Origin of the sequence: Sphingomonas gei (assembly GCF_004792685.1) — a bacterium.
Classification (GTDB): domain Bacteria; phylum Pseudomonadota; class Alphaproteobacteria; order Sphingomonadales; family Sphingomonadaceae; genus Sphingomonas; species Sphingomonas gei.
In genome coordinates this window covers 591,848-616,624 of record NZ_SRXT01000004.1, presented here as the reverse complement: position 1 = coordinate 616,624, position 24,777 = coordinate 591,848, and the positions used below count along the sequence as shown (strand labels likewise).

Below are 24,777 nucleotides of genomic sequence, written 5' to 3'. Positions count from 1 at the left end.
CGAGATCGGCGGCGGCGAGCGGACGCCCGGCCCTGCGCGCCCGCGTCGCCGCGCCGAGCACGACGTTGCGGATATGCCCCCCGGCGAGATCGATCGTCACCGAGAGCAAGTCGAGTTCCTCGGCCGCCACGCCGTGCCGGTCGCCTAGATGGGTCTCCCACAATGCCCGCCGGGCCGAAGCGCTCGGCAGCGGGAATTCGAGGATCGCGTCGAGCCTGCGGACAAAGGCGGGATCGAAGCGATCGCGGCTGTTGGTGGCGAGCACCGCGACTCCGTCGAAATCCTCGATTCGCTGGAGCAAGTAATTGGTCTGGGCGTTGGCGAAGCGATCATGCGAATCGCCGACATCGGTGCGCGCGCCGAACAGCGAATCGGCCTCGTCGAAGAACAATACGACATCGGCATGCTGCGCAGCATCGAGTACGCTGGACAGGTTCTTTTCGGTCTCGCCGATCCACTTGCTGGTCATCGCGGCAAGGTCGACACGGTAGAGCGGCAGCCCGACCCGCCGCGCGATCCAGTGCACCGCGAGCGTCTTGCCGGTGCCCGATTCGCCGGTGAACAGCGCACGCACGCCCGGCCGGTAGCGCGCGCGCAGCGAGCTGCCCAAGTCTTCGGAAAGCTGGTCGCGCAGCCGGATCCGGTCGATCAGCAATTCGAGTCCCTCACCCAGCTCGGGCGGCACCACCAGATCCTCGCGCTCGACCTGCGCCGAGGAGCGCCGCGCCAGCGAGTCGAGCTGGCTCGCCCCGGCATCGGCGGCAGCGACGAGGTCGGCCCAGCCCGGGGCGTCGCTGCCGAGCAAGGCGATGCGCTCGGCCACCTCGGCGATCCTGCCCGCGCCCTGGCGATAGGTGGTGGCCGCCTGCTCGGCGAGCGCGGCGTCGACTCCGCCGGCCTGCCACAAGGCGACGCGCTCGGTGCGGTCGGGCAGAGGCAGCGCCCATTCGGTCGACGGCAAGGGCGCTTCGATCACCCCCTCCATCCCGGCGAGCAGCAGCAACGGCCCGTCCCACGCGCCGAAATCCTCGATTCGGCAGCGCTCGCCCGGCCCGAGCGCGCGGCGCAGCACCGGCAGGCTGCCCGAAGCCGCCAGCCAGCAGACATGCTGCGCGACATGCTGCTGCTCGCCCAACACCACCGGCGCGAGCGCAAGCGTCTCGCCGATCAACGCGGCAACCGCCTCGCTCTCGCGCAGGCTCGGCGAGCGCAGCACGAGCAACGCCGGCGCGGCGCGCGCCGCGATCCGCGCGGCCCGCGCCTGCGCTTCGGCGACGATTGCCTCGGGCAGCGCCGTGCATCCGATCCGCAGCGGGTGGATGCCATCGGGCTCGAGCCGCCCGCCGCCCAATGCGGCGACCAGCGCCAGCGGCATGCCGATGCTGCGCTCGGCGAGCGGCGCGGGCTCGTCACCCAAATCGATCAGCCCGATCCGCGCGGCGGGGCCGCTCGCCAGAGTGACGCAATCGAGCCCGAAGGGAGCGAAGATCGTCGCAAGGAACCCGGCGAGCGGGCGCGCGCTGCCGACCGGGTTCTGCGCCTGCGCAACCAGCCGCGCGGTGCCGGCATCGGTCTCGACTGCGAGCATCAGCGCGGCGGCTAGCAACTCGCCGTCGCTCAGGCCGAAGCGGTCGGCCAAGCTGCAAAGCTTCGCGTCGTCATCCGCTGGTGCGCTCCGGATCGCGGCGAGCAGCGAAGCTTCGGAAACCGCCGGGCCGGCCGCGCCCTTCGCGCCGCATATGCTGCGCAGCATATGGAGCGCCAGCGCGCGCAAACTGCGCATCTCGGCAGGCAATGGCGCGGTCATGGTTCGCCCCGCTTTGCGTAGCGATACCGAATACTGAGCCCGAGCCAGTCGGTCCAGCCGGGGTCCACGTCGAGCGCGTGGCGGCGCAGCCGCAGATCGACCGATTCGGGATCGAAGCGGATTGCCAGCCGCTCTTCCGCCTGGCGCAGCCAGCCCGGGCGGCGGACGACTTCGTGGAGGCGAATTCGCGCACGGCGCCAGAGGTGGAAGTCCATCGCAACCCGCCACGGCCGAGCGAAATTGGGGTCGCCGGGTGCGCAGTCGACGAGCGGGAGCATAGCAGCATCCCCGGGTTCGACGTCAAAGTGCCGGCCGATCGCGCGGATCAGCCGCCGCCCGCCATCGGCCGCGGCGCAATCGGGATGATCCGCCAGCCATTCGCGAAAACCGAGCCGGATCAATAGCGGCACCACCAGCCACAGCCCGGCGAACGGGCTTTCGGCTTCGTCGAGCAAGCTCGGCAACGCGGGAGATGCAGCAAGCGCCTTCGCTTCCGACGCCGGGACCTGCGCCGGCTCGGGTATCGGCACCGTAGGCGTTGCCGCGTCGGCCCCACCTGCCGGGCGCGCTTCACTCAGGCGCTCGGCAAATGCTGCCGCAGCCGCATCGGCGTTCCGCTCCACCGCCCGGTGCGCGACCAGGGCCGCAGGAACCCGGCCGGTATCCAGCAGCCCGGCATAGCTGCGTACCGCTGCGGCCAGTTGTCGAGGTGCGAGCTGCAACGAAGGGCTCCCCCGCAACAATATCCGTTCGAGCAGGCGCCGTGCCAAGGGCGCCGCGACGCCGATCCGCAGCACCAGCTGTTCGATCGTCGCCACCAGCTTCTCGGGAAGGTTTTCGCGCATCGCCAGAACCAGCGCGATGGCGGCACGCTCGAGCGCCTGGGGCTCGTCGGCGGTCGTCGCGCTCGCCACGGCCGCATCACGCTCCGCGAGGGGATCAGCGGCGGCGATCGACAGTCGCGCCATACCCGCCACCATCTGCTCGGCTGCGGCGAACAGCAAGTCGATCCCGCCTTCCGCCGCAACTGCCTCGACCAGGGCGACGGGCTCGATCGCCCCGTCCCCCGCCAGCGCTTCGCCCAGTGCCGCCGCCAGCCATTCGCGCGCGGGGACGCCTTGCCAGTCCGGCACTGCCAGCCGCCAGAACCACGCGACCGGTCGGCGCCCGGCGATCAGCTCGCGCAGCAGCAGCCGCCATGCCTCGCCGCGGCTGGCGAACCACACGCAATTGGCGTCGCCGGCGCTGCTGTCGCCGCCGTGACGCCGCCCCTGCGTCGCCGTTTCCCACGCCTGGCGGAATTGCGCGCTGCGCCGGTCGGGCCGCTGGTCGGGCTGCGTGCGCCCGAGCGCGACGCGGCGAATCAGCACCAGCCGCTCGTCGTCGGGCCAGGACGTGCGGATCCCGTCCTCGATCGCGAACCGGGCCATCGCCGCGCGATCGGGGGGGCCGCGGAGCCGCAGCCGCGCGATCGCGACACTCACCGGCTCAGCCGGTCACGAGATGGAAGCGCAAATCGTTGGTCAGCGAAACCAGGCCTCCCAGATTCTGCGTCATCACTGCCATCGCATGCCCATCGACGATATCGTCGATCACCGCGCGCGAGACGATGCGATCGTTGCGGTCGCGGATCACCGTGATCATCCCCTTGCGGATGCGCGTGATGTCGAGCGCCAACTGGAAGCGCGTGCCGAGCACCGCGGGCGCCGGCGCCACTAGTCGCGCCGGGATGATCGCATCGACCGGGGCATGCGCGCTCATCAGCAATGCTATCCGCACCAGCTCGTTGATCGCGTTGACCGCTTCCTGTTGCGAGCGATCGATCCGTGCGAACAGCCAGTCGACAAAGCCCTGCAATGTCCGCCGGTCCGCGAGCGGCACTTCTGGCCAGCCGGGCAGTCCGGCCAGCGAAGCGAGCGGGGCCGGCCGATCGAATTCGGACAATATCTCGGCCCAGCCCAATCGTATCACCGGCGCGACTTCGGCAAAGGCGGCATGGAGGCAGGCAGCGACCTGGCCGATCGCTTCCATCTCGCTCGTCGCCATCCGAGTCAGCGTCGGCTGGCGATGGCGTCCGTCGATCAGATCGCCGATGCTGGCGGTCTGCTGGATCTGGACATGCGTCTGCGCGAGCGAGAGCGCCGTGATCCGGCTATAGTCGATCTGCGCGATCAGCGCGCGGCGGTCCTGCACCACGCGCTGCTGCGCGACGAACGCCTGCTGCACGCCGAACATGATCCGGTTGGTGGGGAAGAAGGTGCGCGCCAGGATCGGCAGCAGCGCGCGGTAGCGCATCGCCTCGATCGCGGCGCGCGCGGCTTCCAGCCGGTCGATCCGCGCCACTTCGCGGGCGATCGGCGGGAACCATTTGACTGGCGCATCGCGCAGCAGCTCGACGTAATCGTCGAGCTCTTCGGGCACGTCGGGATGCTCGCGGCGGCATGCGATGACCGGATCGGGGGCGAGTCCCGACGCCATTTCGAGCACCGGCGCCGAATCGCGATAATCGGCCTCGCGCACCCGGCGCCACGCGATCACCGAGACATGCGTTTCGAGCACGGCGCTGCGCCGGGCGTTGACCGTGGCGACGCGTGCCAGCTCTTCGGCATAAAGCTGTTGCGCGACGGCGACGTCGTGGCGCGCTTCCTCGACTTCGACATCGACGCTGCGCAGCCACGCCGCGACCTGATTGGCCTGGGCAAGGACGACCCCGCGAAGCGCGTCGATGCTGTCGCGCAGGTCCTCGAACAGCGCGAGCCGTCCCTCGACCAGCCGCATGATCGCGATGCTGTTGTCGATCGCCTTCACCGCCGCAGTGAAATAGGTCGATTCGTGCTTGTCCGCCGGCGTCGTGTCCATGTCGACGACTTGCGACACGCCGTCCTTCTTGGGCGGATTGATCACCTGGTCCAGCGTGACGAAGACCGGGGCATCGTCCGTGCTGTCGATCGTTCGGAAGCCGGGCATCGGCAAGTCGCCCAATGCGATGCCGCGGGGACGGAAATTGGCGGCGGTCGCGATGAGCGACGCCAGGGTGCTGATCACCGCCGCCTTGCTGCCGATCGCATAATCGAGCGCCATCGCCGCCGGCGAGGGCTTGATGCGTTCGGCGACGCTCAGCGTCCGCTCGACCAGCCCCGCGACAGGCCGCGATCCGCGGATGTCTGCCGGTTCGTAGCGATTCGAATTGAGGCCGATCTGGGCAAGCCCGATACTGGTCGGCGGTGCGAACGCCGTCGGCGTGTGAATGGCCGATATCGCAGTATTGATCGGCAGGATCGACAGCGGCATCGAGAACGCCATGGCCGTGGGCGCGGCGAATGCAGGTGACGCCAGCGCGTTGGTAGCGCTGGTGGTGAGCAGCCGCTCGCGCGCTTCCGCCACCGCCGCTATCGGTGCAATCGACACCAGGTCCAGCTTTGCGATCTTCGGCACGAACGCCGCCGCGGCCAGCTGGCTGCTCGAAGCTGCGGACTTCGCAGCCGCCGACTTCGCCGACGCTGCAGCCGCCGCCGCTGCGGCCGCGGCCGCTGACGCCGTCCCCCCCGAGGGGGTCGGGGTCGGCTCGATCGGTTCGAACGCCTTGATGCGATCGAGGAAGCCGGCGATCCCCGCGCTGGTTGCGCGCGCGCTTTCATCGCGCGCCGAGAGATCGGCGAGCGTGGGCGAGGTCACCAGCCGCGAGGCGGCGTCGGCGCCGAGCATATATTGGCGAACGCGGTAGATGTCCGAGCGCGCGCGGATGAAGCCGAGATCGATCGCATCGTTGGTCGCGTCGAGCCGCGCCCTGATCTGGCCGAGAAACGCGTCAATGCCCAGTTCCTCGAGCTGGGTGAGGTCCTGCCGCAGGAAGCCCTGCTTCCATTGATCGCGGAACGGATCCAGCGCCGCCACCTCGCGGACGCCATTTGCCTCGGCCGTGCCGAAATCCGGAACGACGATATTCTCGCGCCCGGGCACTGCCTTCCACGGCCAGCCGCTGCTCGGATTGGTCTGGCCGGCGGTGCCGGACATCAAGGCCGCCCCGGCGGGAGCATCGTCGGCGATGAAGGTGGCGACATTGCCGCTGGCGTCGGTCGTGCCGAACGGTCCCCATTCGACTTGCCCGCCGCGCTGGCCGAATTCGACGCCATTGACCAGGAAGCCGTCGAGCCCACCGCCATTGGCATCCCAGGCTTGCGACGCGGGCACCTCGAGCCGGGTCCAGCGGCCGACCGGGGGAAGCGCGCCCCCCGTGAAGAGCTTGCCGAAAAACCCGTCGGCGGCGCCCCAGAACACGCCCTTGCTGAAAATCGCCGTGAAGCTGGGGCTCGTCGCCTCGCCTAGCCGGAGCGACAGCCCGGTGAGTCCGGCCGCCGAATGGATCCGCACCCACACCCACACCGTATCGCTCTTGGCTACCGGCAGCGACGCCGCCGCGCCCGACATGGTGTGCAGCCGCACCGTAGCGCCGCCCTCGTCGAATCGGCGCGTGCGCGTGCATTCCACCGGCGGCTGATCGCCCGGATCGGGACTGTCCTCGCCCAAAGGCAGGTCGGAAGCGGGCCAGCGTACCGGCTGGCCCGAAATCGCCTCGTTGAGCCGGTCGAGCCGGCGGCGGCCGATCTCGCGCGTCGCCAGCCAGCCCGCCCGATCGGCAGCGAACGCGGCCATGGTGGTGGCGAAGCGCGGATCGGCGACTTCGATCTCGAGCAGATGCGGCTCGTAGACCGTGTCGGGCACCGGCACGAGCAGTTCGACTCGGTCGGGCGCACTGCGATTATAGCTGGCGAGCGCCGCTGCCTCGCGGATCGCCATGTCGAGATTGCTCTGCGGCACGGGGATCGCCGAAAGCGCGAAGCTGCCGGGGAAGAAGGTCTGGCGCCGCAGCACCGGATCGAACAAGTCGCGCGGGAGCAGTCCGACCGGGGGCAGCCGCACGAAGGTGTCGCGCAGCAGCACTTCGTCGAACGAGGGCTGCTCGACCAATTGGCCGACGAACTGGTCGATCCGCGCCTGCCACAGCCGTGGGTCGCCGGTCATCGGCACCAAAGCCGTGCGATTGCCCGGCGTGCCCCCGATCCGCACCACGCTGAACCGGTCGACGAATGCCAGCGACCAATCCGGATTGAAGCCGAGCGTGGCGAGCGGCACCCCCCAGGCATCCCAGGGATGCATGTCGTCTTCGCCGAACAATTTCTCGTTGTCGAACGCGGCATAAGCCAGGCGATTGCGCTGCGCCTTGTCGTAGCCGGGCAACGCATAATCGGGACTTCCGTCGGTCGCAGTGACTTCGGCCGGCCACAGGAACAAGGCGAGCTGCGCGCCATCGATGCGCTGCAAGTCGACATAGGCGTCATCGCGCGCATCGGGCGGGCAGGCATCCATCGGCCTGCCGAGGATCGTCGCCGTCACTGGCCGCGCGACGAGCACCGCGACATGCGGCAGCAGCGCACTGCGCGCGCTCGCCGCGAGCCCGCCGAGGCTGCGCCCGATGCGCCGCGGCAGCACCGGCCGCAGCCGATCGCCCCCCACCGGCGGTGAGACGGTGACCACGTCCGGGTCTTCATCCTCCTCGATCGCATCGGCGTGGTCTACGCGCAGAATCACCGGCAGCTCGGCGAGCTTCACCCGGCGGGCACTGCCGATGCTGATATCCTCGCCCGACACCGCGAGCGCGATCCCCGGCGAGACGATCAGCTGGACGAGTTCGGGCACGGCGCCGATCGCGCCCGGCTCGGCGGTCACTTCGAGCCCCGAGACGCTGCCCGGCGCGAGCGATAGGCCGTAGAGCCGCTGCATCCCCGAGCGCACGTCCTGCTCGGCGGTGAGCGCCTTGTCCGACACCGCGCGCCCCGCGAACGGGTGCATCCGCCGCCGCCAGACATTGGGCAGGTCTGGCCGGAGCGGCGGATCGCAGCCGATGACATGCTCGTCGGCGAACGCGCGATCGATGCGCTGGGTGACTTCCATGTGCCGTCCTCCGCTCAGCTCGTCGCGACGCCGCTGGTCAGCGCCTGGTCGATCGCACGCACGTCCTTGCTATCCACTGCCCGGCCGATCGCAGTGGCCAGATCGGGCAGCGCGCTCGCAGCCAGGGTGCGGAAGGCGCTGTCGAGCAGCAGCGCGCGCGCGCTCTCGCCGATCCACACCGCCTGCGCCGCGTTCGGCCAGCTCTCGCCGATCTGCGCCTGGAGCCTTGCCAGCCCCTCGCCCAGCCGCGGGTCGCTATAATCCTGCGCGACATCCATCACTTCGCCGTCGCCGAGCACGATGTCGTTGCCGGCGGCCAGCGTGAGATTGCCCGTCGAGGCAGCCAGCGCCAGCCGGTTGAGCCCGCTGCGCGCAACCGCCAGATCGGCGCTGGCCGGCTGCGCGATCCCGGCCAATGCGGGGTTCACCGTCGCCGCCCGCAACGCGAGCGCGGCCGCCGCGGGAACCAGCGACGGCGTCGCCTCGGCTGCGGCGGCCGCCTCCTTCTTGGTCAACGCCACGGCGGGCGCCGCAGCCATTGCCCTGCTCAGCGACGGCCCGGCGGTGAGCACGCTGGCATCGAGCAATGTCGGCCGCAGTAGCACCGGCGGCTGGACGATGATCGGCGGGGTCTCGCCGGGGGCCGGCTTTGGCTTGGGCGACTCGCCGCTGCTCGGCGTAGGCGCGGGAGTGGTGGTCGGCGCGGGATCGGTCTTGGGCAGATCCGCCTGGGTCGGGATCGCCTTGATCACCGCTTCGAGGTCCGCGATCACCGAGGCGGTGAGGATGTCGGAACCCGACACCGCACGCCCGCCGAGCAGCGCCATCACCCGCGCGGTGCCGAGCGCCGTCGCCCGCGCATTGATCGACGCGAAGCGCTTTTCGAGCTTGAGCCGCTTGAGCGTCTGCGACACCAGCCCGGCGACGATCACGTCGTCGCCGCTGATCGAGACGCCGTTGAGCGCGGCACCATCATACGCGATCGCGCGCCGCCGCGTATACCACAGCAAGGGCGGGCGGCCGTTGGTGGTCGGCAATGCGGCGATCGCTTCCTGCCATGCGGCATGCCAGGCCTGCATGGTCAGCGCCTCCGCCTGCGCCTGCGCTTCGGCCGCGGCGTCGCGCACCGCCGCCTCGATCCGCTTGGTCCGCTTGGCGATCAGGCTCGACAGCATGTCGAATGCCGGCTTCGACGCCGCAGCCGCCGGATCGGCCAGCGCCGGGGTCCGCGTCTTGGGCAAAGCATTGTTGAAGCGCTGGAAGCGCGCCCGCGTCACCGGCACCATCACCAGCACCCCGGTCGCGTCGATCTCCTCGGCAGTCGCCTCGAGATCGATCGGCGGCAGCGACAGCGATTCTTCGACCAATGCGCCGATCTCGTCGACCGGCACGAAGGCGATGTCGACATCCACCGTTGGGGGGAAGTAGAATTGTCGAAAGCCGAAATTGTCGGGCTGGATCGCCGCGGCGGGCAATTGCCCGGCGGGCGGCAGCGCGGCAAAGGCCTGCGCCGCGGGGAATACCGGCGGCATCGAGCGCGCGCGCAACTCGTCGAGCACGTCGTTCAGATGCGTGCGATGCTGGAGCACATGCGCCTCGGCGATCGCCCGCGGGCGCCCGCCGAACGCGACCTGCACCCCCGAATCGGCGCCGGTCTCGCGCCGCACCATCGCCATGTCGATCCAGCGGATCGTGCCGCGATCGAGCCCGATCAGCGCCAGCGGCAGCGCATCCTGCGACACGCCCGCGGGCTTGCCGAGGAAGATCTGCTTGGCCACCGCGCGCCGCGCCGCGCTGAGCGTCGCCGCGCCGCTATGATCGGGATAGGGGATCAGCGTGATCGCCGTCGCCTCGATGATGTCGCCATCCTCGACCGTGCGCTGCCCGGTGATGCTGCGCGGATAGGCGGCGATCGGATTGGCGGTGAACTCGACCGCGCGCAGCGCGAGCACGAACATCCCGCTGCGCCGCCCGAGCGGCACGCGCGGCTCGGCCGAAAGCCCGAGCGCGGCATCGAGCTGGCGAGTCACCGGCATGTCGAGGATCGGCACGTCCTGGCGCTTGCCGAGCATGACGACGTCGCCCGAAGGCGTGAGCCCGACTCCGGCCTGGATGCGCACCGACTGGCCGCGCACGCTGGCGGCGACCGCGACCTGCAGCCCGCTGATCACCCCCGCGCCGCTGGCGCGCGCCATGTCGGCCTGGCGTTGACGGACATAATCCTGGTCGCGGGTGAGATCGGCGCCGGTGAGGAAGCGGCCGTCGAAATAGCGCGGGCGTCGCCGCAGCCCGTCGAGGATCAGCGGACCGCCGGAGAGATCGTCCTCCAGCGAATCGCGCGAGACGGTGCCGCTGCCGGCGAGGCGCGCGGCTTCGGCACTGTCCGCCACTTCGATGATCGAGCGGCCGCTTGCCTTGGCGAGTTCGGTCATGGTCAGTTCCTCTCAAGGTTCGACGAGCGCCCCGGCGGCGGGCGCGCGGCCGCTCCATTTGCCGGGAAGGAAGATGAAGGGGCGGACACGGTTGTCGACCGACGGGCGCGCGGCATCGAGCGCCGGGCGGACGCTGGACGGCGCGTCGGCGGCGAGCTGCACCGGGATCGCCACCCGCGCGAGCAGTACCGCCGAGAGATCGGTGCCGGCGACTTGCTCGGCGAGCGGATCGAGCTCCTCGTCGCCGGCGCCGCTCAGCCCGGTATCCCAGGAACCGAGCACTGCGCTGAGCCTGTCGTCGTGACTGGCGGCGGCATCGGGCCAGTGATTGGCCGGGCTGGGGATCGGATCGGCTTCGGCGCGCAGCACCAATTGGAGCTGCGGCTCCTCGGCGAGCCGCGCCGGGACCAAGGCATCGAGCGCGTCGAACGGCCCCGACGCGACGCTCGGCGTCATCCCGCGGGCGCAGTCCTTGGCCGAAAGGAAGATGTCGGCGACCACCGCCACCGGAAAACCGACATTGGGCGCGCGGTGCACCGCGGTGCGCAGCTTGCCGGTCTCCTGCGCCGCGAACCAGTTCGCCAGGCGGATGCAATAAGGCTCGCCCAGCTCGATCAGCCGGCCATAGCGATCGAGCGCGACCCCGGGCTCGATGCGCAGCTCGAGATCGTTGTTCCCGGCGGCGGGCGCACGCACGCGCAGCCCGGCGATCGTGCCGAAGCCGGCGATATGGCGCAGCGCCATGGCGAGCCGGCCGCGATGATAGGTCTGCTCGTCCTGGAAATCCTCCGCCTGGAGCAGCACCCCGGTCGCGTAATTGACGCGTTCGGGTCTCAGCGGCGCTGCCAGGGGATCGGTGGCGAGGAGCGTGCTCATCGGCGATTCCTATTTCGGTCTGAGGTTGCGGAGGTTGAGGTTGCGCAGCACCGTGGGGCTGAGCGCATCGAAGGAGCGCAGGCTCTCGGGGTCGGGCGCACGCGTCGGCGGCGTCTCGGTCGGGTTTGGTTTGGTCGCCGGTTTCTCGACGCTGACCACCAGGCTGACCGGCGCGCTGGCATTGCCGCTGTCGTCGATCACGACCAGCTCGAACACGTGCCGCCCCGGATCGAGCGCATTCTCCACCACAACCGAGGGCTGCGACGTGGAAAAGGTTTTGCCGGGTGACAGCGTGACCATCGCGGTTACGCCGGATCCATGGTGAAGCGATATTCCTTGATCTTGCCGGTCGCGTCCTTCGAGCGCACGCCGGACAGGATGAAGCTGGCGCCCGGCGCCACCACCAGCGGCAGCGCCAAAATGTTGCCGTTCTTGTCGACAGCATCGAGCACCGCGGTCGGCCGGTCGGTATCCTGGACGATGACGTCGATCGAGACCTTGTCGGACTCGTTGCCGCTATCGTCGACCACGGTGAGAATGAAGGTGTGCTTCCCCGTCGACAGCGGATTCGACGCACTCACGTCGACGCTGACCACCGGGTCCTTCTGGACCACCGGCACATTGGGTTTGAACGTCGCCATTGTCGCTGCTCCTCAATCGTCCCACGTCCAGATGTGGCGGGTAATGTTGCTGCCGGGCGCGCCCTTCGATCCGATCGCGCTCAGCACGAAGCCCTGCCCGGCGCTGACCACGCTCGGCCCGCTGATCCGTGCGCTCGGCCGGATCGCCACCGGCCCGTCGGCGCGCTGGTCGAGCCCGCCCGAACCCGCGACGAAATCGCCCTCGCCAAGAATCGAGCGTCCCAGCCGCACCACTTCGAACGGCTCGGGCTCGTCGAGCCATGAATCGATACCGATCAGCGACGCAGCGCCGATGATCAGCGGGCGGCGCGCCTGATGCATGCTCGCCTCGACATGCGCCGGCACCGCCGCCTCGATGATATCCTTGAGCCGCGCCATTTCGTTCCGGTCGCTCACCCCGCGCACCAGCACGAGCACGCGGTGCGCGAGCCGCGCGTAGAATTGCTGCACCGCCTGGGTATCGCCGCTGCGCGCGCGATCGATCTCGGGGCGGAACAAGGAGAGCAGTTCCTGCCGCGCGACGTCGCCGAGGATCAGCGTATCGCCGACGAAGCTGTTGCCCGACTGAGTCAGCCCGAGCGTCAGCGGGTCCTCTTCCTCGTTGAGATCGGCGCCAAGGATCGTCGAGAAGGTTCGACGCAGGCGGAAGCCCTCGACCACCACGATGCTGCCGCGGGTCACGGCGCCGCCGGCGAGCATCGTACACGAACCGCCCGGCGCCATGCCGAGCGCCAGCGCGCGCGTTGCCGTATCGCCGAGGCTGGCGACGGCGAGCGCGCCCGGCGCCGGGGCACGATCGCCGGGATCGATCCGCGCGCCCTGATAGAGCCGTCCCCCGGTGCCCAATTCGAGCGCGGCGAGCAGCCCGCCCAAGGTGCCGTTGAGCGCGGCGGTATAGGGCGCGGCGAGCAAGGCCTGGCGGGTGCGCTCGGCGCTGTCGGCGGGGTCGATCGGAACCCCGATCCACCCCCCGATCCACGGCAGCGCAGCCTCGGGCGCCGCGGCGGGATCGGTCAGCAGCCAGGATCCGGCGATCCGTCCTTCGGTCTCGGTGAGCACGCCTTCATAGAGATGGAGCATGCGTTCGAGAAAGTCGTTGGGCGTCGCTGGCCCCGCCGCCACTGCATCGGGCCCGCTCAGCGGCTCGCGATAGAATGCCGGCAGATATTGATCCCGCCACGACAGGCGGTTGGCATAGATGCGCAGCGCGGCGAGCTCGGGCGTCGCCTGGCTGTCGCCTTCCAGCGTGACGTGCAGCCACAGATAGCGGCCGGTGACGCGGCGCACCTTGCGGTCGGTGTGCTGCAGCAGCACGGTCCACAGCCCGGCGCCGTTGGGGCGAGGGTCACAGCCCAGAGCGCTTTCGGCGAAGGGCACTTCGCTTGGCTGCGGCACCCAGCTGGCGCTCGGCACACCCTCGGCGCGCACACGGGCGATGCGGTGCGGCGCCCAGCCCGGCGTCTGCACCTCGCCCGGAAGCTTGGGCGGCACGCGGCTCTCGACAGCCAGCGCATGGATCGTGATCGCGCCGCCATCGGGCACCGCCGCATCGGCATACAGCCGGTGCCACACGCAGCCCGGCCGCCCGGCATCGATCGGCCCGATCAGCACCGATCCGGCGCGCGCATATTTGGCGCCCGAGAGCGCGCGGAGCGGGCGCTCGACCGTTGCCACCCCCGCCACCGCTTCGGCGAGATAATGCGGCACGGGGGCCAGGCGATTGGCGAACTTGGCGTCGGTCGGATCGATCAGCGGATGGATCTGCCCGCCCGGCGCGGTGACCAGATCGGGCGTCGGCGCGCCTTCGATCGGGTAGAGGAACGCCTGGCGCGCCGGCTTGCTGGCGTCGCCGGCCAGCACCGCGACGCGATCCTCGCCCGACCAGGCCAGCGAATAAGGGAAACGCAGCCCCTCCAGCCGGAAGCGCCGCGCAAACGCATTGCCTTCGAGCGTGAGGATGCTGGCATCCTCGCCCGGCGCCCATGCCAGCAGCGCGAGCTTTCCGCCGGGAGAGGCCGCCATCGCCACCACTTCATAGTCGCTCGCCAGCGGCGCAACCCGCGCGCGGATCAGCCGCGGCGGATTGCGATTGGGCTCGACCGGGTCGAATTGCGCCGGGTCGGCATCGCGCAGGCCGGCGAATTGCAGCGGATAGCCGCGCGCCCGGCCCAGCCGGCGGTGGAGCCTGTCGAACACCCAGACGCCGCCGCCGGGCATCGGCGCGACCAGGTCGGCACGGAAATCATCGCGCGCGATCCGCGCCGGCCGCCAGCGATCGCGCAAGTCGCGCCAGGTGAGCGCGCCGTCACGCGCGATATAGAGCACGTCGTCATCGCCGAGCGCGAGATCGCTCGCGCCGATCATGCTCGGCGGTTCGGCATAAGGCGGGTCGAGATCGGGCGGAAACAGCTGCATCGCCCCCGGCGCGAAGCCCGCGCTCTGCACAGTCCGTGTGGCACCGTCCCACCAGGCGAAACCGCCGAGCTGGTCGGCGACCGGCGACGGCGCCGAGGCTCGCGCGCGCGCCCAGGTCTCGACTTCGGCCAGCGCCGGCGCCGGCTGCTTTTCGGACAGCAGGACATGGCCGAGCGCGTCCTTGAAATGGAGCCGGTCCGCGATGAAGGGCGGCTTGGCCGAAGGCGCCAGACCGAAGTCCGCGCGTCCGGCAAGCTCCCACATCGGCAGGCCGTTGACGTCCATCAGCAGAGCTCCGGCACGACGGGGATGGCGAGGCCGCCAGCGCCGCTGCCGGCACCGGCATCGGCGCCGGGCGGCAGGCTGGTCGACGACGCGCTGCCGACCCCGACCGAGAGCATCGCCAGTTCGGGCAATTGCCACGCCGAAAGCGTGATCTGCCCGCGCCCGGTGCGATCCTCGGCGACCGGCAGCCAGCTGCGCCCGCGTGCCGAGCGCTGGAACAGCCGCACCGGCGCGACGCTGCGCACCCCGGGGACGCGCGCAATCGCCGTCTCGATCAGCCGGTCGTCGAGCGCGCGGCCGAGCGGCCAGCCCTGCCCGTCGGGGCCGCCCGGCGCGAGCGGCCAGAGGTGGCGGCGGATCACTTCGGAGACCATGTCGAGCACCGCGTCGCGCTGGCTGGCATCGACCAATTCGACCGCCGCGGTGACTCCGACGGGCACATATTCGGGCGCGATGACATAGAGCTCGGTGGCGAGCGGGCGGCGCGAATCGAGCCACGCATAGACGCTTTCGAGCATCGTCCGGTCGGCGCGCGGGCAGGGCTTGGCGGTGCCCGCGCGCTGCGGGATCACCATCACCGAAACCACGCCCGGGATCTCCCCCCGCCGCTGCTGCGGCTTGAACCGCTCGAGCACTTCGACGCGCGCGATCGGAACCCCGGGGGTTCGCAGCGCGAGTTCCTTGATGTCGCTCTTGGTCACCGCGCGACCGCCGTGCCGGATCATCGCCGGGATCCGCGCCTCGGCCTCCTCGATCCGCTCGGCATCGATCCCGCCGGTCATCGGCAGCGGCTGGTTGAGCTTGAGCTTGGGGGCACCGGCAGGCGCCGCCAGTCCCTTGAGCGCGCCGGGCGGGACATTGCCCTGCGTGCCGCCGCCGGCGCGCAGCATCACCACCTGGATCGCGCGGCCGGGCGCCGGCACGGCGCCGCGCACCCCGCTGCCGAAGCGGACCACCCCCGCCTCGCTGTCGAGGCTGTAGACGCGCTCGCCGCGCCCCGCCGCCTCGACATCGGGAACCTGGCGCCACGCGCGCATCCCCTCTTCTTCCTCGACTTCGAGGATCAGGCTGGCGGGATCGACCGAACTCGTCCCCAGCGGATAGCTTTGCCCCGAGCTGCCGGTGCCGCGCCCGATCTGCTGGCGGCCCAGCGTCTGCATCTGCTCGACCATGCCGGCATTCGCGCCCGCCCAGGCGAGCTTGTACGACGTGAGCCGTGCCGCAGGCAGCGGGCGGAGGCGCAGCCATGCGACGATGCGACCCGCCGTCGCCGGATCGTCGATCCGCGGCGGGCGATTGCCGACCCCGGCATTGATGTCGGCGAGCACGTCGTTGGTCGGCACCCCGAAATCGTCGGCGCCGGGCAGCAGCACGCGCGTGGTGCCCGGACGGATCAGCCCGCCGGTGCCGTCGGCGAGGATCTCGAGCGGGACATATTGGTCGCCGCCGCCCTGGCCGGTGCAGATTTCCCAGACATAGGGGATCGGCGCACGCGCCGAGATTGCCTCGAGCGTGCCGGGCATGGTGATCGCCGGCGCCAGGCCCAGGGTCAGCGCGACTCGGCGATTGTCGTCGCCCCCGCCCAAGGTCTTGGCGACCCTCTGGACCAGGGCGGCGTCGGGCGTCGCCGCGAGCAGGGCGATCCACAGGCAGCCGTCGATGCTGTCATGGACGAAGTCGCGCCCGGCCGGTTCGGCCGCGCCGTCAACGAACACCGGGGTGGTGATATAGGCAGTCGGCGTGCCCGGCGCGGTGTAGAGCTGGCGCAGATCGGCGACGAGGTCGGCGAGCCCGGCGCTCTCGCGCGCATCGGGCCGCCGCTTGAGATAGCAGCGCCCGGTCACCGGCTGGACGCTGAGCTCGGAAAGCAATTCGAAATTAACCGGTTTGGCGATCTTCGAGCGGATCGGCAGCACGACCCCATTGCTCTCCAGCGGGTCGTCGATGACGATTTCGACCAGCCCGCCGGCGGGTTCGGCGGCGCGCATCTGTTGGCCGAGCAGGCGCAGGAAAGCGAGCCGCTGGCGCTCGGGGATCAGATTGGCGCGATAGAGGATCGTGTCGCCCAGCCAGGCGAACAGGTCCACCAGCGTGCGTCCCGGGTCGCCTTCGCGGGCGTCGGTCCATTCGGGGGTGTGCGCCGGGATGCGGCGAACCAGATCGGCGACGAGATCGTCGAAGCTGCGATCGTCTAGGGCGGGAGGACGGATGGGCATCAGGCACTCCCCACGGGAACGCGCGCCGCGATCTGCCCGGACGCGCCGGTCGCGCGGATGCGATACGCGATGGTGACGATCAGCTCGCGCGGATCGTCGGCGGCGGCCACCGACACTCGGTCGAGCAGGATGCGCGGCTCCCAGCTGCCGACCGCCGCGGCGATCTGGGCCTGGGTGCGCGCGCGCACTTCGGTGGTGTTGGATTGATGGATCAGCCCCTCGAGCCCGGCACCGAACTCGGGCCGCATCAATTGCTCGCCCGGCGCGGTGCGCAGCACGCACTCGATGCGCTGGCGGATCGACGCCTCGAGATCGGGCCAGCCGAGCCGCCCGTCGCCATCGGGCACCGGCATCAGCGGCCAGCCGAGCGCCGGGCGGATGTCCGCCCCGCGCGACGAAGTGAGGATCGGCCCGCTCATGTGTCGCTCTCCTCGGGCGGCGCCGGCATCGGGATCGGCAGGCAGATCTTGATGAACATCTTCCAGCGCAGAAACAGGTCGAACAGCCCGAGGAAGATGTTGAGCACGATGAAGGCGCACAGGGTGATGATCGGCATCGAGAAGCTGCAGATGAAGCCGAGCGCGGGCCCGCTGGTCTTGCCGTCGCCGTCGGCGAGCTTCTTCAGATCGCCGTTGAGCATGTTCGCGATCGCCGGCGGCATCTCGAACGAGATGTTCGGCTTGACTCGCTTGAGTTGCGACATGTCGGGCAGCTTGATCTTGATGCCGGGGCCGTCGCCGTCCCACCAGGGCAGCACGCGGAAGCGCTCGCTGGGTGCGCTCCACACCAGTTTCTCGGCGCAGCCGTCATGGCCGCGGACGCGAACGAATCCGCGCACGACGAACTGATCGTCGAGCATCTCGAACTTGCCCGGCGAACCGGCGAGATCGGCATGGCGCTTCGAAAGGCAATTGAGCGCGGCCTGGGTGAGCTGGTTGCCAAGCGCGGTCTCGATGCGCGGCCATTCGAGCGGCATCTTGAGCGCGTCGTTCACATTGGGCTCGCGATCGATCAGGATCTTCGCCGCCTTGGCTGCGAAAGTCGCGGCGTCGGTGCTGCTGGTCACGCGGTTGCCGCTCTTGGTCAACGGCAGGCTGCTCGTGCGCAACAGCCCCATCAGCGTGCGCGCTTCGGCGCTGGTGCCGAACGCGTCGAGCTCGACGCTCAATTGCTGGAGGAACGTGCCGAGCGCATTGATCTGTCCCTGGTCCGCGGGCCGCGCGGTGCCGTCGGGGCGGTTGCCCGCGGGCTCGAGTGCATTCCATTTGCGGCGCAGCGCCTGGCCCGCGCGCGGCAGGCTGGTCGGCGCGCGCGGCTTGAGGAATTCGGAGAGGTGGCCGACCAGATCGGTGCGCGCCTGGCCTGACAGGCCGGCATAGTTGATCGGCGTCGGCGGCGCCGAGCTGCGCGCATTGTCCCCGACCGGGATCACGCCGAACAGGATCGTGCGACCCAATTTGGCGCAGATTTCGGGGGGGACGATGTACAGCGGCAGCACGTCCTCATGGAATTGCGGCCTGGCGCGGCGCGCGGCGACCTGCGCGCGCGCCGCGCGATTGGCGGCGTGGAACGCCTGATCGCCGCGAACCCCGGGATCGGCATCGGCATTGGGGATCAAGGTCCAGCCCGCGACCGAACGCGGCGCCTTCATCCAGCCGTCCCAGCGGCTGCCATGGACGCGGCGGATGACCATGCCCTTGTCGGCGAGCTTGCCGGGGTCAAGCCGTGGTGAACCGGGCTGGCGGCAAAACACTTCGAACAGCGCGATCTGCGCCTTGCGATGCGTCGGCAGGCCGAGCTCGAGCAGGTGATCGGTCGCGCCGCGCCGCGCGCCGCGCATCGCCGCCAGCGTGGTGCGCCAGTCGTCGGCATCGAGCTGATCGAACAATGCCTCGACGAAATTCTCGAGCGGCGCGGTCGCGATCAGCGTGGTCGCGTCGCCGCCGCCGAGCGGACGGATCACCGTTTCGTGCGCCGGCTGCGGGGGCAGCTGGCGCGCCAGCCGACGCGCGACGGCGGGATGCGGGCGCGGCGGCGCGGGGAGGAGCGCGGTCGTCACCATACGTTCCCCGTTCCCTGCGAATAGTTCGCCGACACCACCGAGCTGGCGATCAGCGTGTTGCACTGGATCGTTTGCGAGAAGGTCGCCATGCCGGTGTTGACGCTCACCGAGCTGGCGGTGACGGTGACGCTCGATGCCTGGACCTTGCATTGCGACGAGGTCTGGATCGAGATGCCGGAAGTACCCATCTCGATCGTGTTGCCGGCGACCTGGAGCTTGATCGACCCCCCGGCCTGATCGGTCAGCGTCGCCTTGGCGCCCGCCGGCGTCTCGATCTCGACCATTTCCTGGCCCGCGGATTCCTCGACGATCGCGATCCGCGTCCCGTTCTTGCCGCAGATCGCCCAGCGATCGACGGCATTGCCGGGCAAAGTCTCCGGAATCCCCGTCGCGCCGTTCCACAGGGTGCCGATCACGATCGGATTGGCGGTGTCGCCGGCGAGGAACTGGACGATGACCTCGCAACCGACGTCGGGAATGAAGAAGGCGCCGTAATTGTCGCCGGCGAAGGGCACTGCGACGCGCGCCCAGATCGGCGCCTCGCCTTCGGGATCGGCCGACAGCAACTGGATCTGCACCCGCGACTTGGACTGCGGATCCTGCACCGAGACGACCTTGGCGATATGCGCGCCCGCCAGCCATTGCGCAGGCGCGGGGAACAAGCCGACGGGGTTCATGCCGGATCTCCCAGATAGGCGCATTCCGCCTCGAAATCGGTGCGATAGCCGTCATCGCGATCGTAACGATGCACTGCGCGGGTGACGGCATATTGATTGGCGAAGCGCGGATTGAACCCGGCGAGCTCGACCCAGCTGCCGACGCGCAACTGACCATTGCCCTGCGCGGTGCCGAAAGCGCGGACGAAGGCGCGCGCGCGCCGCTCGCACTCGGTTTGCGCGATCGCCTGGGCATCGCCGCTGGTCATCGGCCCGAACCGGCCGAGATGCAGGCTGACCCGCGAGAATTTGGCCGAGAGCGTGTCCGCGCCGGTCTTGCCCGCGCCGGGCCCATAGCCGCCGGCCGGCTTGGTCTCGTTGACCGGATCGCCGCTCTTCGGATCGAAGCTGGCGATGCGGATCTCGCTGACCTGCTCGGATATGTCGGCAGTGACCCGGCAGGCGAGCAGGGTCGAGCCGGTCTGCAGCGGCACCAGCGTGCGCCGGTCCTTGCCCTTGCGCCCGACCTGCAGCTTGGCTGCGACGATCTGCATGTCGCAATCGAAGCGATCGAGGATGCGGCGCAGGAATGCGAGATCGGTCTCGTCGGTCTGCAGCCAGTCGCGCGCGATCGTGTCGACTCCGTCGCGCACTTCGGGGGTGAGGCTGTAATCGCCGGCGACTGCCTTGACGACATCGCCCAGCGCCTGCTGCTCGAACAGCTTCGTCCTGCGCTTGCGGCGCAGCGGGAACAGCCGGTCCTCGGCGAGGACGGTGAGCAAGGGCGGCGCATTCTCGCGGATCTCGGCTTCGAGCCCGGTGATCTGGCCGTCGAAGATCTCCGCCGCGCCGCGCTCGGCCGGGCCGGCGAACAGGCGGATCCCGGCGCCCAGATCGAGCGGCGAGCCGCTGCCCGAGGCGAACGTCACCGTGCCGTCGGCGGCACCGGCCGCGTCGATCACCACCAATTCGAGGCTGGTCATCCCGCCCGGCCCCTCGACGACGCGGAAGCGCTCGAGGTTCGGCGCGATCGACGGGTAATCCATCCCGCCGATTTCCAGCGTCGGTACGAAGCTCAGCAGGCTCTGGGGATCGTCGAGCGCCATGTCAGTCCGCCCACCGCCGCTCGACGCGGTGCTGCCGGCGCCGCATCGCCTGGTCGAGCCGTTCCATATCCATGTCGCGCGCCGGCCCTGCCGAAGCGCCGCCGCTCACGGACGCGGGTGCGGACGCCGCGGCGGGAGCCACTTCGCTCGTCATCTCGTCCACGATCACGCCCATCTCGAACCCCTCAGAAGAATGTCACGCTGCGGCTGGAATAGCTTTCGGCGACCACTGCCCCGCCGCCGACCAGCCGCCCGGTCACGTCGAAGCTCGAGCTCGACGTCACCATCGGCGGCGCCGGCGGGAGCAGGCGCTCGGGCTGGTAGCCCGAGCCCCAGCTCGTCGTCTTCGACACACCGAGCCCGGCAAAAGCGCCCTCGTCGGCGCGCATCCCCGCCGACGACCCGCCGAAGCTGGTCGTCGAGCTGGCGCTGTTGCGCGTGGTGCCGTCGAAGCCGGTGAAGCTGCTGTTGGTGTCGGTGTGGGTGACGCCGTCGAAGCCGGTGACGCTGGTCGTGGTCGAGCTGAACAAGCCGCCGTCGCTCGTACCGCCGAGCCCGCCGCCCATCGACATGCCGACGCCGCCCATCGACCCGCCCATACTCGATCCCATGCCGAACGACGCGCCCGCCCCAAAGCCCGCCGAAGCGCCGGCTCCCGCCGAGAAGCCCGCGCCCCCCGAGAAGCCGGCGCCCGCCGACGCCCCCGCCGAAAAGCCCGCACCCGCGGAGAAGCCTGCGCCGCCGCCGATACCGCCGCCCATCCCCGCGGCCATGCCGACGCCGACACTCCCGCCGATCCCCGCCGACGCGCTGAGCCCCGCCGACGCGCCCATGCCGAAGCCGATCGACGCGCCCGCGCTGACTCCGCCCGACATCGAGAAGCCGGCGGCGGCGGACAAATTGACGCTGGCCCCGGCCATCGCGGTGGCCCCGCCTCCGGCGCGCATATTCTCGACGCCGTTGAACGCCGCCAGTGCGCGGCCCGCTTTGGGGTCGCCCGCGCGCGTCGCCGCGGCGGTGAGGCTGGCGAATTTGGGCTCGGCCGGAAGCACGATCACGTCGGGCGGCGTAAAGGCGGGATCGGAGGCGCTGAAATAGCTCGCCGTCTTGCTCTTATAGTCGAAGAACGCCTTGCCATCGCCCTTCATGCTGAGCGTGATCGTCGCGCGCAGCGGCACGCCGTCCGACGACCAGTAATCGAGCGTCTCGGTCAGCGATTCGATGATGCCGGTGTAGGATGCCGTGCCCCAATGGAACGTGATCTTGGGGAGGCTGAGATTGGCCTCGTCCTTGGCGGCGCCGCCGTTCGCCGGCTTGGGCTTGCCCTTGCCGGTGGTGGCGGGAACGGCGGTGGCGAAGCTGCGCAGCGCCTTGACCTTGTCGCGCACGTCCACCCCGGTCTCGGTGGTGTCGAAGATCAGTTCGACGTCGAGCTTCGCCGCGGTGGCGCGGGCATGCTGCTCGGGCGGGTCCTCGCCGAACTGGTTGGTCAGGGTGACCCGCAGCGACGCGGGATTGAACTGGACGTTGACGTGCGTGTCGGAACCCGGTCCGGTGAAATAGGCGGCGGTGGCTTCGGGGGTGTCGCTCATCCGAGGACTCCCGCCATTTCCAGACCTTCGTGGACGAGGTGCAGTTCCTCGACCGCGACATCGGTGCCCTTGGCATTGAGGTCGCCGACGCGGAACTTGACCGGCATCGCGTTGCGCAGCCGCCAGCCCAAAGCGATCGCCGGCTCGGGCAGCTTCTTCGAATCCATCACGCGCTGGGTCTCGTCGCCGGCGCGGACCAGCCCGATCAGGACATGCCCGCGATTGGCCCTGACCGGGCGTCCGTCGATCGGAACCCCGCCGCCGCCCCGCGCCTCGGCATCGGCGCCGGTGAACACCGACCACCAGCGCCACAGCAATTGGGTGCGGATGATCCCGCGCTTGAGCACGACGGTGCCGAAGGTCACCGGGCCGGCGCGCATCGTCGTGCCGTAATTATGCCCGCCGACCTTGATGACCTTATGCTCCATCACTGCCTCGATCCCCGAGACTTCGGAGAAGCTGCCGACGAGCCCGGCATTGGTCGTGCCCCAGGGCGCGAAGCTCGAACCCTCGACCGGATCGATCGCGAGGTGGAATGCGAAATTGCCGTAGGGGACTCGGTTTTCCTCGGCGAGGTCCTTGCTCCAGCTCAGGGGCATCAGGCCGCCTCCCGCGTCGTCGCCGACGCCGCCTCGATGAGTTGCAGGACGACGGTGATCCGCTCGATCGGCTGCGCCGGCAGGAAGCTCAACGTCGCGATGACGCGGCCATTGTCGATATCGGACTGAGTCATCGTGCTGGCGTCGCAGCTGACGGTGAACGCCTCGTCGCGGCTGCGCCCCGCAAAGGCGCCGAGCGCGCGCAGCGAATCGCACAACGCCTCGAGCGCGGCGCGCATCCGGCCCCACAGGATCGGGCCCGCCGGCTCGAATACCAGATCGTCGCCGAGCGTGCGCGACGCGCGCAACAATATGCCCATCAGCCGCGAGGTGCCACCGGGACGCCAGGCGCGCTGCGGCGCCATCGAACTGTCGCTGAACAATTCGACTCGGCCGCGGCGCACCGCGAACAGCGACAGCCGGTCGCCGAGCCAGTCGGCCTTGCCGGGCAAGCCGCGCGCGAGATCGCTTGCGCCGATTTCGGGGACGAGCGCAGTCACGCTGCGCAGCGGTTCGCCGGCGGCGCTGCGGAACGCACCGCGCTGGATCGCCGAGCGCGCGATCACTGCCGCGAGCGCGCCTTCGGGGCTTTCCAGGCCTTCGGGCAAGTCGACCGAATCGGGTGTGGCGATCCACGGATAAGCGAGCTGCAGCCGCGCATTGCCGACCGCGCCGTCGTCGAGCAGCCGCAGCCCGGGACCGGCGAGATCGGGCCGGTCGAGCAGGGCGAGCGGCCAGCATTCCTCGCCGTCGCTGAACCCGCCTTCGGCGACGAAGGGCAACGGCATCGCCGACACCAGGGTCAAGTCGCGACGATGCGCGGGACCCTTGGGCCGGCCGAGCAAGTCGAGCGCGAAGCGAGTCGCGCGCGACCACATCGCATAGCCCTCGGCGTCGAGCCGCGGGGCGAGCAATGCCGGCCGCGCGACGCGTGCTTCGGGGGCGAGCTCCGGCGCGGCAGGGGCGCAGGGCTTGAAGATCTCGGGCGGCCCCGGCGGCTCCTGCGGCGGCGGCGCCTGGTGCGGCGCGCCGGCGCACAGGTCGATCAGGTCGGGCAGCAGCAGCAACGCCGCGTCCTCGACGGCATAAGCGACTGCGGCGCCGGTCCAGGTCGCCGGATCGGCAGGGTCGCTCGGGGAGCCCAATCCGCCCAGCCCGGCGAGGAGCGGCTGGCGCAAGGCGGCGTCGGCGGGCTTGTTGGTCTTCCAGGCGAGCAGCAGCCTTTTGGCCTTGGTGAACGCTTCGGGTCCCGCGGCGGCATCGTCGAGCGCGATCGGATCGCCGGTGCGCACGACATAGGCCTTGGCGCCGCCCTCGGCGAAGAAGCGCCGGACCGCCAGGCCGAGCGGGCACGGCACGCTCTGGTCCGAGCCGGGCCCCATCGGGCGCTGGTCCCAGGCATAGAGCGCGTCGAACTCCGACCAGCTCTCGACCGGCACCGGCAGCCCGAGCAGGCTGTCCATCCGCGCCGCCGCCGCCTTGAACACCCCCGTCGGGGTCCAGCCATCGGCCTTCAGCGCCTCGCGCACCCCCGCCGGCAGCGCCGCCGCCCGCCGCGCGACGCAGCCGACGAATATGGCGACATCGGCGCGCGACGACAGGCCCGGCGCCTGCGGCCGGCTCGTGGTGAAGGTGATGCCGGGCAACGGCATAAGGATGCTCCCCCTCGCTCGCCGCTATTCGGTGACGAACTCGAGGTCCTCGACCGCGACCACCAGTTCCTCCATCGCGACGTCGCTGCCTCCCTTGGCGGCGAGCGTCGGCCCGGTGAACTTCATCGGCCGCGCGTTGATCAGCTTCCACCGGAGCACCGCGTTGCGCTGCTCGTCCTGCAAGGTGATCATCACCGTGCGCTTGTGCGTGGGATCGACGCGGGTGATGCGGATCCAGTCCCAGAAATTGACCTGGCCCATGATTCCGCGCTTGAGCGTGACGTCGCCCGCCTTGTGCATCCCCGGGATCTTGCGGACCCGGTTCTCCTTGTCGTTGCCCTGGCGGTATTCCATCAGGGTGATCTCGGTGCCGATCCCCGACACGTCGGAGAAGCCGCCGAGGGCAGTATTTGCGGCTTCGTTGCCGTCGAATTCGACGATGAAATTATAGGCGCCGAACGGTGTTTCGCGTGGCATCGGGTTCAC

18 protein-coding genes are annotated in these 24,777 nt (G+C 70.1%); all 18 read right to left on the bottom strand.

Features of this window, described 5'->3' with window-relative positions; genetic code table 11:
- On the bottom strand, positions 1 to 1,807 hold a 1,807-nt coding region (locus E5A73_RS12860), incomplete at its 3' end, for an ATP-binding protein (protein WP_135964204.1).
- On the bottom strand, positions 1,804 to 3,291 hold the full coding sequence (locus tag E5A73_RS12855; protein WP_135964203.1) for a hypothetical protein: 1,488 nt from the start codon (positions 3,289 to 3,291) through the stop codon (positions 1,804 to 1,806). The genes E5A73_RS12855 and E5A73_RS12860, both read right to left, overlap by 4 nt.
- Positions 3,292 to 3,295: 4 nt before the next feature.
- Positions 3,296 to 7,759 (bottom strand): hypothetical protein, encoded by a 4,464-nt coding sequence (locus E5A73_RS12850; protein ID WP_135964202.1) that lies wholly within the window; start codon positions 7,757 to 7,759, stop codon positions 3,296 to 3,298.
- A 14-nt stretch (positions 7,760 to 7,773) separates the two neighbouring features.
- Complete coding sequence (locus tag E5A73_RS12845) at positions 7,774 to 10,191, bottom strand: hypothetical protein (protein WP_135964201.1); 2,418 nt, start codon at positions 10,189 to 10,191, stop codon at positions 7,774 to 7,776.
- Positions 10,192 to 10,203: 12 nt separating this feature from the next.
- Positions 10,204 to 11,067, bottom strand: a complete 864-nt coding sequence (locus tag E5A73_RS12840) for a hypothetical protein (RefSeq protein ID WP_135964200.1) — start codon at positions 11,065 to 11,067, stop codon at positions 10,204 to 10,206.
- Between the two features lie 9 nt (positions 11,068 to 11,076).
- Positions 11,077 to 11,367, bottom strand: coding sequence for a hypothetical protein (locus E5A73_RS12835; protein ID WP_135964199.1), 291 nt, complete (start codon positions 11,365 to 11,367; stop codon positions 11,077 to 11,079).
- A gap of 5 nt (positions 11,368 to 11,372) precedes the next feature.
- On the bottom strand, positions 11,373 to 11,708 hold the full coding sequence (locus E5A73_RS12830; RefSeq protein WP_135964198.1) for a hypothetical protein: 336 nt from the start codon (positions 11,706 to 11,708) through the stop codon (positions 11,373 to 11,375).
- Positions 11,709 to 11,720: 12 nt separating this feature from the next.
- Positions 11,721 to 14,408, bottom strand: coding sequence for a phage tail protein (locus E5A73_RS12825; protein ID WP_135964197.1), 2,688 nt, complete (start codon positions 14,406 to 14,408; stop codon positions 11,721 to 11,723).
- Positions 14,408 to 16,624 carry a putative baseplate assembly protein gene (locus E5A73_RS12820; protein WP_135964196.1) on the bottom strand — a complete coding sequence of 739 codons (2,217 nt, stop codon included), beginning with the start codon at positions 16,622 to 16,624 and terminating at the stop codon, positions 14,408 to 14,410. The genes E5A73_RS12825 and E5A73_RS12820 overlap by 1 nt, the downstream gene beginning before the upstream one ends.
- Positions 16,624 to 17,043, bottom strand: a complete 420-nt coding sequence (locus E5A73_RS12815) for a GPW/gp25 family protein (RefSeq protein ID WP_135964195.1) — start codon at positions 17,041 to 17,043, stop codon at positions 16,624 to 16,626. Before E5A73_RS12815 ends, E5A73_RS12820 begins: the two co-directional genes overlap by 1 nt.
- Positions 17,040 to 18,683, bottom strand: a complete 1,644-nt coding sequence (locus E5A73_RS12810) for a hypothetical protein (RefSeq protein WP_135964194.1) — start codon at positions 18,681 to 18,683, stop codon at positions 17,040 to 17,042. The genes E5A73_RS12815 and E5A73_RS12810 overlap by 4 nt, the downstream gene beginning before the upstream one ends.
- The gene (locus E5A73_RS12805) at positions 18,680 to 19,363 is read right to left on the bottom strand and encodes a phage baseplate assembly protein V (protein WP_135964193.1); all 684 of its coding nucleotides are present in this window, start codon (positions 19,361 to 19,363) and stop codon (positions 18,680 to 18,682) included. The genes E5A73_RS12810 and E5A73_RS12805 overlap by 4 nt, the downstream gene beginning before the upstream one ends.
- Positions 19,360 to 20,448, bottom strand: coding sequence for a phage late control D family protein (locus E5A73_RS12800; protein WP_135964192.1), 1,089 nt, complete (start codon positions 20,446 to 20,448; stop codon positions 19,360 to 19,362). Before E5A73_RS12800 ends, E5A73_RS12805 begins: the two co-directional genes overlap by 4 nt.
- Before the next feature lies 1 nt (position 20,449).
- Complete coding sequence (locus E5A73_RS21400; protein ID WP_168355926.1) at positions 20,450 to 20,623, bottom strand: hypothetical protein; 174 nt, start codon at positions 20,621 to 20,623, stop codon at positions 20,450 to 20,452.
- Positions 20,624 to 20,633: 10 nt separating this feature from the next.
- The gene (locus E5A73_RS12795; protein ID WP_135964191.1) at positions 20,634 to 22,040 is read right to left on the bottom strand and encodes a CIS tube protein; all 1,407 of its coding nucleotides are present in this window, start codon (positions 22,038 to 22,040) and stop codon (positions 20,634 to 20,636) included.
- Entirely contained in the window at positions 22,037 to 22,639 is a 603-nt protein-coding gene (locus E5A73_RS12790) for a phage tail protein (protein WP_135964190.1), read from the bottom strand. Before E5A73_RS12790 ends, E5A73_RS12795 begins: the two co-directional genes overlap by 4 nt.
- Positions 22,639 to 24,291 carry a phage tail protein gene (locus E5A73_RS12785; RefSeq protein WP_135964189.1) on the bottom strand — a complete coding sequence of 551 codons (1,653 nt, stop codon included), beginning with the start codon at positions 24,289 to 24,291 and terminating at the stop codon, positions 22,639 to 22,641. The genes E5A73_RS12790 and E5A73_RS12785 overlap by 1 nt, the downstream gene beginning before the upstream one ends.
- A 24-nt stretch (positions 24,292 to 24,315) precedes the next feature.
- Positions 24,316 to 24,768, bottom strand: coding sequence for a phage tail protein (locus E5A73_RS12780; protein WP_135964188.1), 453 nt, complete (start codon positions 24,766 to 24,768; stop codon positions 24,316 to 24,318).
- Positions 24,769 to 24,777 lie beyond the last annotated feature (9 nt).

Coding starts and splice junctions, on each gene's coding strand:
- E5A73_RS12825 (WP_135964197.1), bottom strand. CDS start 14,408: ATGGACGTCAACGGCCTGCCGATGTGGGAGCTTGCCGGACGCGCGGAC.
- E5A73_RS12850 (WP_135964202.1), bottom strand. CDS start 7,759: ATGGAAGTCACCCAGCGCATCGATCGCGCGTTCGCCGACGAGCATGTC.
- E5A73_RS12845 (WP_135964201.1), bottom strand. CDS start 10,191: ATGACCGAACTCGCCAAGGCAAGCGGCCGCTCGATCATCGAAGTGGCG.
- E5A73_RS12790 (WP_135964190.1), bottom strand. CDS start 22,639: ATGCCCCTGAGCTGGAGCAAGGACCTCGCCGAGGAAAACCGAGTCCCC.
- E5A73_RS12815 (WP_135964195.1), bottom strand. CDS start 17,043: ATGAGCGGGCCGATCCTCACTTCGTCGCGCGGGGCGGACATCCGCCCG.
- E5A73_RS12785 (WP_135964189.1), bottom strand. CDS start 24,291: ATGCCGTTGCCCGGCATCACCTTCACCACGAGCCGGCCGCAGGCGCCG.
- E5A73_RS12800 (WP_135964192.1), bottom strand. CDS start 20,448: ATGGCGCTCGACGATCCCCAGAGCCTGCTGAGCTTCGTACCGACGCTG.
- E5A73_RS21400 (WP_168355926.1), bottom strand. CDS start 20,623: ATGGGCGTGATCGTGGACGAGATGACGAGCGAAGTGGCTCCCGCCGCG.
- E5A73_RS12820 (WP_135964196.1), bottom strand. CDS start 16,624: ATGCCCATCCGTCCTCCCGCCCTAGACGATCGCAGCTTCGACGATCTC.
- E5A73_RS12830 (WP_135964198.1), bottom strand. CDS start 11,708: ATGGCGACGTTCAAACCCAATGTGCCGGTGGTCCAGAAGGACCCGGTG.
- E5A73_RS12780 (WP_135964188.1), bottom strand. CDS start 24,768: ATGCCACGCGAAACACCGTTCGGCGCCTATAATTTCATCGTCGAATTC.
- E5A73_RS12840 (WP_135964200.1), bottom strand. CDS start 11,067: ATGAGCACGCTCCTCGCCACCGATCCCCTGGCAGCGCCGCTGAGACCC.
- E5A73_RS12805 (WP_135964193.1), bottom strand. CDS start 19,363: ATGAACCCCGTCGGCTTGTTCCCCGCGCCTGCGCAATGGCTGGCGGGC.
- E5A73_RS12835 (WP_135964199.1), bottom strand. CDS start 11,367: ATGGTCACGCTGTCACCCGGCAAAACCTTTTCCACGTCGCAGCCCTCG.
- E5A73_RS12795 (WP_135964191.1), bottom strand. CDS start 22,040: ATGAGCGACACCCCCGAAGCCACCGCCGCCTATTTCACCGGACCGGGT.